Source organism: Mesorhizobium sp. SP-1A (assembly GCF_032460275.1).
Classification (GTDB): Bacteria; Pseudomonadota; Alphaproteobacteria; order Rhizobiales; family Rhizobiaceae; genus Mesorhizobium.
The window spans coordinates 1,660,378-1,671,262 of record NZ_JAVXZD010000001.1 but is presented as its reverse complement, the minus strand read 5'-3'; the positions used below and the strand labels follow the sequence as shown (position 1 = coordinate 1,671,262).

Annotated in this window: 13 protein-coding genes; 6 read left to right on the top strand and 7 right to left on the bottom strand. The window is 63.2% G+C overall.

The features are described 5' to 3' along the window. Positions 1 to 194: 194 nt before the first annotated feature. Both hutG and QU595_RS08245 read right to left on the bottom strand, forming a co-directional pair. The gene (gene hutG / locus QU595_RS08250) at positions 195 to 1,016 is read right to left on the bottom strand and encodes an N-formylglutamate deformylase (RefSeq protein ID WP_315920589.1); all 822 of its coding nucleotides are present in this window, start codon (positions 1,014 to 1,016) and stop codon (positions 195 to 197) included. A gap of 122 nt (positions 1,017 to 1,138) precedes the next feature. After that, the gene (locus tag QU595_RS08245; RefSeq protein WP_315920587.1) at positions 1,139 to 1,483 is read right to left on the bottom strand and encodes a RidA family protein; all 345 of its coding nucleotides are present in this window, start codon (positions 1,481 to 1,483) and stop codon (positions 1,139 to 1,141) included. Positions 1,484 to 1,678: 195 nt separating this feature from the next. Between QU595_RS08245 and aztA the strand changes: the two genes are divergently transcribed. From aztA to QU595_RS08225, 4 genes are all read left to right on the top strand, one after another. After that, positions 1,679 to 2,506: a zinc ABC transporter ATP-binding protein AztA gene (gene aztA / locus QU595_RS08240; protein ID WP_315920585.1), complete on the top strand. Its 828-nt coding sequence runs from the start codon at positions 1,679 to 1,681 to the stop codon at positions 2,504 to 2,506. Further along, positions 2,506 to 3,381: a zinc ABC transporter permease AztB gene (aztB, locus tag QU595_RS08235; RefSeq protein ID WP_315920583.1), complete on the top strand. Its 876-nt coding sequence runs from the start codon at positions 2,506 to 2,508 to the stop codon at positions 3,379 to 3,381. Before aztA ends, aztB begins: the two co-directional genes overlap by 1 nt. Positions 3,382 to 3,411: 30 nt before the next feature. After that, on the top strand, positions 3,412 to 4,335 hold the full coding sequence (gene aztC, locus QU595_RS08230; protein ID WP_315920581.1) for a zinc ABC transporter substrate-binding protein AztC: 924 nt from the start codon (positions 3,412 to 3,414) through the stop codon (positions 4,333 to 4,335). A 225-nt stretch (positions 4,336 to 4,560) separates the two neighbouring features. Next, complete coding sequence (locus QU595_RS08225; RefSeq protein WP_315920579.1) at positions 4,561 to 4,899, top strand: TIGR01244 family sulfur transferase; 339 nt, start codon at positions 4,561 to 4,563, stop codon at positions 4,897 to 4,899. Between the two features lie 74 nt (positions 4,900 to 4,973). Here the strand turns inward: QU595_RS08225 and QU595_RS08220 are convergent, their stop codons facing one another. Further along, complete coding sequence (locus QU595_RS08220; RefSeq protein ID WP_315920577.1) at positions 4,974 to 5,444, bottom strand: Lrp/AsnC family transcriptional regulator; 471 nt, start codon at positions 5,442 to 5,444, stop codon at positions 4,974 to 4,976. 115 nt (positions 5,445 to 5,559) lie between these two features. Between QU595_RS08220 and hppD the strand changes: the two genes are divergently transcribed. Beyond that, positions 5,560 to 6,672, top strand: a complete 1,113-nt coding sequence (gene hppD / locus QU595_RS08215) for a 4-hydroxyphenylpyruvate dioxygenase (protein WP_315920575.1) — start codon at positions 5,560 to 5,562, stop codon at positions 6,670 to 6,672. 14 nt (positions 6,673 to 6,686) lie between these two features. Here hppD and QU595_RS08210 read toward each other — a convergent pair whose 3' ends face one another. From QU595_RS08210 to hmgA, 3 genes are all read right to left on the bottom strand, one after another. Beyond that, positions 6,687 to 7,223 carry a DinB family protein gene (locus QU595_RS08210; protein WP_315920573.1) on the bottom strand — a complete coding sequence of 179 codons (537 nt, stop codon included), beginning with the start codon at positions 7,221 to 7,223 and terminating at the stop codon, positions 6,687 to 6,689. 24 nt (positions 7,224 to 7,247) lie between these two features. Next, positions 7,248 to 8,261 carry a fumarylacetoacetate hydrolase family protein gene (locus QU595_RS08205; RefSeq protein ID WP_315920571.1) on the bottom strand — a complete coding sequence of 338 codons (1,014 nt, stop codon included), beginning with the start codon at positions 8,259 to 8,261 and terminating at the stop codon, positions 7,248 to 7,250. A gap of 136 nt (positions 8,262 to 8,397) precedes the next feature. Further along, positions 8,398 to 9,711, bottom strand: a complete 1,314-nt coding sequence (gene hmgA / locus QU595_RS08200; RefSeq protein ID WP_315920569.1) for a homogentisate 1,2-dioxygenase — start codon at positions 9,709 to 9,711, stop codon at positions 8,398 to 8,400. Between the two features lie 103 nt (positions 9,712 to 9,814). On the opposite strand from hmgA, the gene QU595_RS08195 reads away from it, so the two are divergent. Beyond that, positions 9,815 to 10,261, top strand: coding sequence for a MarR family transcriptional regulator (locus QU595_RS08195; protein ID WP_315920567.1), 447 nt, complete (start codon positions 9,815 to 9,817; stop codon positions 10,259 to 10,261). Here the strand turns inward: QU595_RS08195 and QU595_RS08190 are convergent. Beyond that, complete coding sequence (locus tag QU595_RS08190; RefSeq protein WP_315920565.1) at positions 10,214 to 10,768, bottom strand: HPP family protein; 555 nt, start codon at positions 10,766 to 10,768, stop codon at positions 10,214 to 10,216. The two genes, QU595_RS08195 and QU595_RS08190, sit on opposite strands and share 48 nt — an antisense overlap. Positions 10,769 to 10,885: the final 117 nt, after the last annotated feature.

The following is a 10,885-nucleotide window of genomic DNA, read 5'->3' as shown; positions in this document are numbered from 1 at the left end:
GCAAGGATTCAGGCTTTTTCGTGTTCCGGCCCCTTGACCCCGCGTTATTTGACGGGCTCGGCGATAACGCTTGGAAACAGGTTTTAACGGTCGGCCGCATGTCGCCGCAGCGGATCGGCATCAGCGCCGCCCGACGCCTTTCCGGGGCGGCATCGCTTGGCCGCAACAGAAGCCCTGTGAACGGCCGAAGGATTTCAGCCGTTTGCCCAGGCAATCGCAGACTGAAGGATGGTCAGGAGCTTTTCGCGGATGGGAGTGGCAAAAGCGGCTTCATATTCGCTTGGCCAGTTCTCGGGGCTTGCCTTGTCGCCCGGCTCGCGCATGTAGCCGCGGCAGGCCAGTTCCATCTGCAGGGCGTGCACGCCCTTGTCCGGCTGGCCGTAGCGGCGGGTGATCCAGCCACCCTTGAAGCGGCCGTTGACCACGTAGCTCACACCGGTGTCGGCCAGTATGCCGCGCACCTTTTCCTGCAATGCCGGATCGGTGCTTCTGCCGTCATTGGTTCCGAGATTGAAAACCGGCAGCGTGCCTTCGAACAAGCGGGGCAGAACCGAACGTATCGAATGGCAGTCATAGAGCACGATCCGGTCATGCGTTGCCCGCAGCCGGTCGATTTCCGCCTGCAGGGCGGCGTGGTACGGATCGAAATAGGTCCGTCGCCGCTCCTCGATCTCGGCGGCGTCGGGCTTGTCCTCCTCGTGGCGGTAGAGATCGTCACCGTCGAAGGTTTCGGTCGGGCAAAGGCCGGTCGTCGTCTGGCCGGGATAGAGCGAGGCGCCGGAGGGATCGCGATTGAGATCGATCACCGTGCGGGAAATGCCGGTGCGCACGACCGTTGCGCCCAGTCCGGAGGCGAAGTCGTAGAGCTTCTCGATCCACCAGTCGGTGTCGCAACGCGCGGTCCACGGTGAACTGAGCCGGCTCTCGAGGTCCGCCAGTTCTGTCCCAGTGTGCGGAATGGACAGCAAAAGCGGAGCCGTTCCGCGAACAACCGTGAGCCAGGGTGTATCCGTCATGCCAATCCTCCGGAAATGTCGGGAGAGGCATAGGCGGCCTTCACCGACGAGGTGATGCCGCCGTCTGCCGTCCCCTCTCCTTCACGGATGGCGGCGCGCTGCACGCCTTCCGCCTCGGCTGCTTAGATAGCGGCCGTGACGATGATTTCGACGTTGTATTCGGGACCGGCCAGCTTGGCCTCGCCGGTGGCGCGCGCGGGCGTGTGGCCCTGCGGCACCCATGCGTCCCATTCCTTGTTCATTTCGGCGAAATTGGCCATGTCGTCCAGCCAGATGATCGCCTGGAGGATCTTGGTCTTGTCGGTGCCGGCCTTGGCAAGCAGTCCGTCGATCGCGGCCAGGATGCTGCGGGTCTGGACGGCGACGCTCTGGTTCGGCGTGCCGACCTGCCCGGCCAGATAAACCGTGTTGCCGTGAACGACGGCCTGGCTCATGCGCGGCCCGACATCGATGCGACGAATGCTCATTGCAGCTTCCTTCCTGCTGAATTCCTGCGATGCGCCTGTTTAGGTTCGCACAGGCCCAGGGGCAAGCAGCATGGGAAAAAATCCGATGCGACAGCGGCGATGCTCCCCAGCAAAATTGGCATCGGTCGATTGACTAATGTAATAACATCACATATCCAACCTGGACGCTCCCACGCATGGGCCTGGAAACGTTCGATGCCGCAATCCTGCCTGACATTTCGCGACCTGACGCTCGGCTACAACAGCCATCCGGCCGTGCATCACCTGAGCGGGTCAGTGAAGAAGGGATCGCTGACCGCGGTCGTCGGCGCCAACGGATCCGGCAAGTCCACGCTCATGAAAGGCATCGTCGGCGTGTTGAAGCCGATGTCCGGCGGTATCGAGCGTAAACCGGACATTCGCGTCGCCTATCTTCCGCAGCAATCGGAACTCGACCGGACTTTTCCGGCGCGCGTCGTCGATCTCGTGTCGCTGGGCCTGTGGCCCCGGCGCGGTCTTCTCGGGCGCCACACTGCCGAGGATCGCCACTCCGTTCGCGAGGCGCTGATGGCTGTCGGGCTGGAGGGATTTGAAAAGCGCGGCCTGGACACCTTGTCCGGCGGCCAGTTGCAGCGGGCCCTGTTTGCGCGCGTTCTGGTGCAGGATGCCGACCTGATCCTGCTCGACGAACCGTTCAATGCCGTCGATGCCAAGACCGTCGTCGACCTCGTGGCGCTGATCAGGCAGTGGCACGACGAACAGCGCACGGTCATGGTGGTCGTGCACGACATGGACCTGGTGCGCAGGAATTTTCCGGAGGCGCTTCTGCTCGCGCGCCGCCCGGTGGCCTGGGGAGAAACGATCGAGACGTTGCGGCCGGAGAACCTGCTGCAGGCGCGGCACTTCCATGAAGCCTGGGAAGACGAGGCGCCATGGTGCGAGCCTGTCGCGCACGATCATGCGCATTCGCACGCATCCGATCGTTCGGAACACGATCATTCCAGCCATGATCATGGCAAGGACGCAGGTTCGAGGGCCGCGTGATGGTCGGTGCCTATGACCTGCTGATTGCACCATTCGCGGATTTCGGCTTCATGCAGCGCGCCTTGTTCGGCTCGCTGATGCTGTCGCTGGGCGCCTGCCCGGTCGGCGTCTTCCTGATGTTGCGGCGCATGAGCCTTTCCGGTGACGCCATGGCGCATGCCATTCTACCCGGCGCGGCGGTCGGCTTCCTGTTCTACGGGCTCGAAATCCTGCCCATGACCGTTGGCGGGCTTGTGGCCGGCGTGGTCGTAGCGCTTGGCGCGGGCGCGGTTTCCCGCTTCACCGTGCAGCGGGAGGACGCTTCCATGGCGGCCTTCTATCTCATCTCTTTGGCCATCGGCGTGCTGATGGTGTCTATCAGGGGGTCCAGCGTCGATCTCATGCATGTACTGTTCGGCACGGTGCTGGCGCTGAACGACGAGGCACTGATCCTGATCGGCGGCATCGTGGTCGTGACGCTCGCCGCCCTTGCCGTGTTCTGGCGCGCGCTGGTCGCCGAATGCCTGGACCCTTTGTTCCTGCGCTCGGTGAGCCGCCTGGGCAGCCCGGTCCATTTCATTTTCCTCGGTCTCGTCGTGCTCAATCTCGTCGGCGGGTTCCAGGCGCTCGGCACGCTGCTTTCCGTCGGCCTGATGATCCTGCCCGCCGCCGCAGCGCGCTTCTGGACGGCACGGGTCGAGACCATGTGCGCGCTGGCAGTGGCGATCGGCTTGGCCGCCAGCATCGCCGGACTTCTGCTTTCCTATCACCTGTCGCTGCCTTCGGGGCCGGCGATCATCCTGTCCGCCGGCGTCGTCTATCTCGCGTCGACGCTGTTCGGCACGCGTGGCGCGCTGCGTACCCGCATCGTGCGGCATCGCCATCGTACGGCTTGATTTCCCAGGAACGTTCTAGGAGGACTTCGAATGCTGAAGGCCGTTGCACTCGCTCTCGCCGTGAGCGTTATAACATTAAGCAGCTCAGCTTTCGCCGCGCCGCTCAAGGTGGTGGCGAGTTTCACCGTGATCGCCGACTTCGCCAGGAATGTCGGCGGAGATCGCGTCGACATCACCACGATCGTCGGGCCGGACGGCGACGCGCATGTCTACGAGCCCAAGCCGGCCGATGCCGTGGCGATGGCAAAGGCCGATGTGGTGCTGGTGAACGGCCTGCATTTCGAGGGATTTCTGAAGCGCCTGGTCGACACCAGCGCCACCAAGGCCCGGATCGCGGAGCTGACCAAGGGCGTGAAGCCAATAGAGTTCAAGCCAGAATTCGCCGATTCCGCCGACCATGACCACGCGGAAACCGGCCACGAAGCCATCGACCCGCACGCCTTCCAGTCCATCCCGAACGCGAAGATCTATGTGAAGAACATAGCCGATGCCTTCTGCGCGGCCGACGAGGCCGGGTGCGGCACCTACAGGGCCAATGCCCAGGCCTATACGGAGAAACTGGACGAGATGGACGCCGAGGTGCGCTCCGCCATCGCATCGATCCCGCAGGACAAGCGCGTGGTGATCAGTTCCCACGACGCCTTCGGCTATTTCGAGCACGAGTACGGACTTACCTTCCTCGCGCCGCAGGGCATTTCCACCGACGCGGAACCCTCCGCCGCCGACGTCGCCAAGCTGATCGAGCAGATCAGGAAGGATAAGGCCGCGGCAATCTTCGTGGAAAACGTCACCAATCCACGTCTGATCGAGCAGATATCATCCGAGACGGGCATCAAAGTGGGCGGCACGCTCTTTTCCGATGCGCTGTCCGGTCCGGACAGGCCGGCATCGACCTATGTCGACATGATGCGCAACAACATGAAGCAGATCAAAGGCGCCATTCTGGGAAGCTGACCGGGGCCTAGATCGAAGAAGCGAGAGGCGCCGTGCCTCCCGCCTCTCGCACTGCGATATCCCGCGCACTACATTGTTGTCGCGGCCCTTCAGAAGGCTCGTGCGGCCATTGCGGCGTTAGGCCGCTGCCCGCGGCTTTCGGCGTTGCGCGAAGCGGCCCGGAGTGGCATGACTGCCGCCCCGCCGGGCGCGTCCGGGCAGACCACAACAGATTGCGAGGATCGCATGGAATTCCGTCAGATCACCGACAACTATTCGGTTTCGGGTCAGATCACTCCCGGCGATGTCGCGGCCATCAAGGCCGCCGGCTTCAAGAGCGTCATTTGCAACCGGCCGGACGACGAGCAGCCGGGCCAGCCGTCGCACGGAAACATCCAGACGGCGGTCGAGGCGGCGGGGCTGGCCTTCCGCTTCATCCCGGTCGTCAGCGGGCACATCACGACCGACAACGTCGAGGACCAGGCGCACGCGCTGGAAGAACTCGAAGGACCGATCCTGGCGTTTTGCCGCTCGGGCGGGCGCTGCAGCAACCTCTATGCGCTGATCCAGCAGGCCAAGGGATAAGCCTGTCCGCTGAAAACCCAAACGGTGCAGGAATCCGGCGGCGCGTCTCTCCGAGGCGCGCCGTTTCGATTCGGTTAGATCGGCAACGCGCCCGTTTCTTTCAGCGTTTCCAGGACGATCGCCGTCTTGACGTGCTGGACCGATTCATGCGGCAGCAGCACGCCGTTGACGAAGGCGGACAGCGACTTCAGGTCGGGGGTCACCACTTTCAATATGTAGTCCATCTCGCCGGTCAGCGCGTGCGCTTCCTGCACCTCGGGCAGACGCGCGACCAGTTCGCCGAACCGGCGCGCATTGTCGCGGTTATGCGTGGCCAGCGTCACCGAAATCATGTTGACGAGCGGAAAACCCAGCCTGTCGCGGTCCAGCACGGCCCGATAGCCATGGATATAGCCATCCTCTTCCAGGCGCTGGCGGCGGCGTGAGCATTGCGAGGCGGACAGGTTCACCCGTTCCGACAGGTCGTTGTTGGTGAGCCGCGCATCCTTCTGCAGTAGCGCCAGTATCTTGCGATCGAACTGGTCAACCCGTTCATCCGAGGCCATTTCACCCTCATTGATGCATGAACCATGCGAAGTTTGAGCATCCGAGGCACGCGAATGCAAGCATCATGCGGGCTGCGGCGCGTAGAATGATCCGAACCGATGAGGAGGATCGATCATGGGCCCCTTCCCGCACGACGCGCCGCCGGCAAAGATCAGCGCCGCAAATCCCGCCGGCACGGACGGTTTCGAATTCGTCGAATTCGCGCATCCCGAACCGCAGAAATTGGCGCAGCTTTTCACCTGCATGGGCTATGTCGCGGTGGCCAGGCACCGAACGAAGGCCATCACCGTCTGGCGGCAGGGCGACATCAACTATGTCGTCAACGCCGAACCCGGTTCCCACGCGATGAAGTTCGTGGAGAAGCACGGGCCATGTGCCGCATCAATGGCCTGGCGCGTGGTCGATGCCCGGCATGCCTTCGATCATGCCGTTTCGAAAGGCGCAACGCCGTATGAAGGCAAGGACAAGGCGCTGGACGTGCCGGCAATCGTCGGCATCGGCGGCTCGCTGCTCTATTTCGTCGAGACCTATGGCGAGAAGGGATCGGCCTACGACGCCGAGTTCGAATGGTTGGGCGAACGCGACCCGAAGCCGGAAGGCGTCGGCTTCTATTATCTCGACCACCTCACCCACAATGTCTATCGCGGCAACATGGACAAGTGGTGGGACTTCTACCGCGAACTGTTCGGCTTCAAGCAGATCCATTATTTCGACATCGACGGGCGCATCACCGGGCTGGTCAGCCGGGCCATCACCTCACCCTGCGGCAAGATCCGCATTCCGCTCAACGAGTCCAAGGACGAGACCAGCCAGATCGTCGAATATCTGAAGAAATACAAGGGCGAAGGCATCCAGCACATCGCCGTGGGCACGGAGAACATCTACGATGCCACCGACCGGCTGGCCGGCAACGGGCTGAAGTTCATGCCCGGTCCTCCGGACGCCTATTACGAGAGAAGCCACGACCGCGTGCATGGCCACGACGAACCGGTCGAGCGCATGAAAAAGCACGGCATCCTGATCGACGGCGAAGGCGTGGTCGATGGCGGCACCACGAAAATCCTGCTGCAGATATTCTCCAGGACCGTGATGGGCCCGATCTTCTTCGAATTCATCCAGCGCAAGGGTGACGAGGGATTCGGCGAAGGCAATTTCCGTGCGCTGTTCGAATCGATCGAGGAAGACCAGATCCGGCGTGGCGTGCTGAAGGTACAGGCGGCCGAATAAGGCCGGTCGAGCGGTTAGAGACCGAGCCGCTCGATCTCCGTCTTCCTCAGTTTCAGATCGTAGCCGAGGAAGAACTCGTCCAGTTGCGGCGGCTTGACGGACGTGCCCGAAAGCATCGCATGCACCTGGCCGCGATGGTGTATCTGGTGGATGAAAAGATGCGCCAGCAGATCGCCGATCCGCTCCGGGACCTGCCCGTCCTCGCGCCGATCCGTGACCACCCGCCGCTCGAGATCGCCGGTGGAGATACGGCTACAAAACGCCGCCAGCCGCCAGTCGGCAGCCGATTGCGCCCGAGACAGTTCCTGCGGGTCAGCCAGCGGGACGAAATCGTCATGGGCGGCAGCTCCCAGCCCGCCTTCCTCCAGGAAGTCCAGATAAAGCAGATCGACCGCCAATAGATGATTCAGCGTCTCCCTTATCGAGGGGAAGAAGCTGACGCGCATGGCTTCGAATTCGCCCGGTTCCAACGCGAGCACCGCGCGGTAGAGACGGTCATTGGACCAGCGGTTGTTGCCCGCCATCCTGCGGAAATGCCCGACGAGATCCATGTTTCGGCCTTTGCGACGGACCGCTCAGCGTTCGTATTTCTCTACTTTCTGCTCGATGGCGCCGAAGATCGAATGACCCGCGCGATCCTTCATTTCGATACGCACCGTGTCTCCGAAGCGCAGGAACGGCGTCGCGGGCGCACCGCTTTCGATCGTTTCGACCACGCGCATCTCGGCGATGCAGGAATAGCCGGCACCGCCCTCGTCGACCGGTTTCCCCGGACCGCCGTTCAGCTTGTTCGAAACGGTTCCGGAGCCGACGATGGTGCCGGCAGCCAGCGGGCGGGTCTTCGCCGCATGGGCGATCAGGGTCGGAAAATCGAAGGTCATATCCACGCCGGCATTCGCCCGGCCGAACGGCCTGCCATTGAGATCGACGTTCAAGGGCAGGTGCAGCTTGCCGCCGTCCCACGCCTCGCCCAGTTCGTCCGGCGTCACCGCCACGGGCGAGAACGCCGAGGGCGGCTTGCCCTGGAAGAAGCCGAAGCCCTTGGCCAGTTCGGCCGGGATGAGCCCGCGCAGCGAGACGTCGTTCACCAGCATGACGAGGCGGATCGCGTCACGCGTCTGATCGACGCTCGCGCCCATTTCCACATCGTCCACGACGACGGCGACCTCGGCCTCCATGTCGATCCCCCAGGCCTCGTCGGCAAGGCGGATAGGATCGCGTGGGCCGATAAAGGTGTCCGAGCCGCCCTGGTACATCAGCGGATCGGTCCAGAAGCTTGCGGGCATTTCGGCGCCCCGCGCCTTGCGGACCAGTTCCACGTGATTCACATAGGCTGAACCGTCCGCCCATTGATAGGCCCGCGGCAGCGGCGAATGGGCGTCGTGCTCATGGAAGCGCTGCGCCGGCACCGCCCCGTGCTCGAGGGATTCGCCGAGCGCCGCAAGGTGCGGCGAAATCCTCGACCAGTCGTCCAGCGCCGCTTGCAATGTGCGCGCCAGGAAGGAGGCGTCGGTACAGCGCGTGAGATCGCGGGAAACAACGGCCAGCTTTCCATCGCGCGTGCCGTCCTTCAACGTTGCCAGCTTCATGTGTCTCCCTCTCGCACGGTGCCTTCTGCACCGGTCCCTACAACAAAGCCGCCGCGTGCGATCGTCAAGTCGCTTCCACTATTTCCGGAGGGAGGCGGTCCATTCGCCTCGCCACCGGAGCGAAGGCGCGGGGCGCTCAGGACCAGTCACCCTCCGGCGTGCCGTTGAACCGCTTCTTCAGCCCCTTCCAGCAGTCGATATAGTTCCGCTGCAGCGTGGGAGCCTCCGCGGCATAACGGGTCAGCATCTGCGGGAAGCGGGTTTCGAACATGAAGGCCATCGTATGGTCGAGCTTATGCGGTTTCAGCTCGGCCTTCGAGGCCTTTTCGAAGCCGGACGTATCGGGGCCGTGCGCCAGCATCATGTTGTGCAGGCTGATGCCGCCCCGGACGAAGCCCTCTTCCTTGGCGTCGTACTGGCCGTGGACCAGGCCCATGAACTCGCTCATGATGTTGCGATGGTACCAGGGCGGGCGAAACGTGTCTTCCGCCACCAGCCAGCGCGGCGGGAAGATGACGAAATCGACATTCGCCGTGCCCTCCTCGCCGCTGGGCGCCGTCAGCACGGTGAAGATCGATGGATCGGGGTGATCGAACAGGATCGCTCCGACCGGCGAAAAGGTCGATAGATCATATTTGTAGGGCGCGTAGTTGCCGTGCCATGCCACCACGTCCAATGGCGAATGGTCGAGTTCGGCGACGTGAAAAGCCCCGCACCACTTCACGACCAACCGGCACGGCGTTTCCTTGTCCTCGAACCATGCGCATGGCGTCTTGAAATCGCGCGGGTTGGCGAGACAGTTCGCGCCGATCGGACCCCGGTCGGGCATGGTGAATTTGGCGCCGTAATTCTCGCAGACATAACCGCGCGCCTCGGGATCGAGCAGTTCCACCTTGAAAACCAATCCGCGCGGCAGCACCGCGATCTCGCCGGGCCGCAATTCCATCACGCCCATTTCGGTGACGAAGTTCAGCCGCCCGACTTGAGGAACGACCAGCATCTCCCCGTCGGCATTGAAGAAATGATCGTCCACCATCGATCGGTTGGCGACATAGACATGCGCCGCCATGCCGCTTTGGCCGAGCGCGTCGCCCGCCGTGGTCATCGTCCGGACACCGGCGAGGAAATCGGTCGGCTCGGATGGCACTGGCAGCGGGTTCCAGCGATACTGGCCGAGCGCCAGCTCGTGATCTTCGAGGTTCGGCGCCGTCTTCCAAAAAGGATAGGCGGTGCTCCGGAAGCGGCCGGTATGCTTGACGCTGGGGCGAATGCGGTAGAGCCACGACCGCTCGTTGGTGCCGCGCGGCGCGGTGAAGGGCGAACCCGAAAGCTGTTCTGCGTAGAGACCGTAGGCGGGACGCTGCGGCGAGTTCCTGCCTTGCGGCAGCGAACCCGGCAAGGTTTCCGTTTCGAAATCATTGCCGAAACCCGGCATGTAGGAAAAGGCCATAGCCACCTCCCGTGGACGAAGTAACCAAATCGGTTACATTCGTAACCATTGAAAATGTAACTATCAAACGACGCGTTCCGGGCCTCGCCGGCCGGAGGGATCAATGGACAGGGAAACGCTCGAGCTCGGAAAGTTCCTGCCTTATCGGCTGTATCACCTTGCCGACCTGGTCAGCCGCGAGTTCGCCAGGATCTACAAGGACCGGCTCGGGTTGACCCGTCCGGAATGGCGCACGCTCGCCGGCCTTGGCGAACATGGCACGATGACGGCCACCGCGCTCGGCGAGCAGTCGGCGATGCACAAGACGAAGGTGTCACGGGCCGTCGCCAAACTGGAGCGGCGGCATTGGCTGACCCGGAAGGTGGACGAGCAGGATCGCCGCATCGAGCACCTGACGCTGACGAAAGCCGGGATGGTGGCCTATCGCGAGATGGTGCCGCTGGCACGGGCGTTCGAGACGCGCTTCCTCGAACACCTGGCGCCCGAGGAGCAGGCGGCGCTCCTAAACGCGCTCACCCGCCTTGAGGTCGTTTTCGGAAACGGGCGTTGAGCCCGGTTCCGGCCGGCGGGGATAGTGAGCGCGCGGCGGAAGCCGATGGTGCATCACCGCGAGCCCGATCAGGCTGCAGCAGCCGATCAGGATGGTGCCGAACAGCGAAGCGCTTTGCAGCGGCGCGCCCAGGGCCACGAGCGGCACGGCGCCCGCCGGCGGATGCGTCACCCTGAAGATCGACATCAACGCAATCGCGCAACCTACCGCAACGGCAGACATTTCCCACTGTCCCGGAAACAGAAGGGCTGCGGTTACGCCCATCAGCGTCGCCAGCAAATAACCGCCGAAAACATTTGCCGGCTGCGCCAGCGGGCTTCCGGGCTGACCGAACACCAGGACCGCGGTGGCGCCCAGCGGGGCGACCAGCAGCGGCAGGCCGGTCAGCGAGGCGAGGCCGCCGACTGCGCCAATCCCGATAAATGCGCCAAGTCCGGACTTTGCATGGGCGAGAACCGGCCCGGTAGGTTCGTGTCGCGCGGTGAGGGTTCGAATATGACGGCGCATATGTGGAATCCAGCGGCAAGGGAGCGACTGTCTACCACTACGCTACGTCGGTTTTCAACGCGCCGACGTGTGAATTTCTACACCCTGAGTGAAATAATTTTCCTCTTATGGCGCTAA

Bases quoted from the DNA above. Each gene is read 5' to 3' on its own strand.
- QU595_RS08220 (WP_315920577.1), bottom strand. From the start codon at position 5,444: ATGGCCTCGGATGAACGGGTTGACCAGTTCGATCGCAAGATACTGGCG.
- hppD (WP_315920575.1), top strand. From the start codon at position 5,560: ATGGGCCCCTTCCCGCACGACGCGCCGCCGGCAAAGATCAGCGCCGCA.
- QU595_RS08225 (WP_315920579.1), top strand. From the start codon at position 4,561: ATGGAATTCCGTCAGATCACCGACAACTATTCGGTTTCGGGTCAGATC.
- QU595_RS08245 (WP_315920587.1), bottom strand. From the start codon at position 1,483: ATGAGCATTCGTCGCATCGATGTCGGGCCGCGCATGAGCCAGGCCGTC.
- aztB (WP_315920583.1), top strand. From the start codon at position 2,506: ATGGTCGGTGCCTATGACCTGCTGATTGCACCATTCGCGGATTTCGGC.
- hutG (WP_315920589.1), bottom strand. From the start codon at position 1,016: ATGACGGATACACCCTGGCTCACGGTTGTTCGCGGAACGGCTCCGCTT.
- aztA (WP_315920585.1), top strand. From the start codon at position 1,679: ATGCCGCAATCCTGCCTGACATTTCGCGACCTGACGCTCGGCTACAAC.
- aztC (WP_315920581.1), top strand. From the start codon at position 3,412: ATGCTGAAGGCCGTTGCACTCGCTCTCGCCGTGAGCGTTATAACATTA.
- QU595_RS08210 (WP_315920573.1), bottom strand. From the start codon at position 7,223: ATGGATCTCGTCGGGCATTTCCGCAGGATGGCGGGCAACAACCGCTGG.
- QU595_RS08195 (WP_315920567.1), top strand. From the start codon at position 9,815: ATGGACAGGGAAACGCTCGAGCTCGGAAAGTTCCTGCCTTATCGGCTG.
- QU595_RS08205 (WP_315920571.1), bottom strand. From the start codon at position 8,261: ATGAAGCTGGCAACGTTGAAGGACGGCACGCGCGATGGAAAGCTGGCC.
- hmgA (WP_315920569.1), bottom strand. From the start codon at position 9,711: ATGGCCTTTTCCTACATGCCGGGTTTCGGCAATGATTTCGAAACGGAA.
- QU595_RS08190 (WP_315920565.1), bottom strand. From the start codon at position 10,768: ATGCGCCGTCATATTCGAACCCTCACCGCGCGACACGAACCTACCGGG.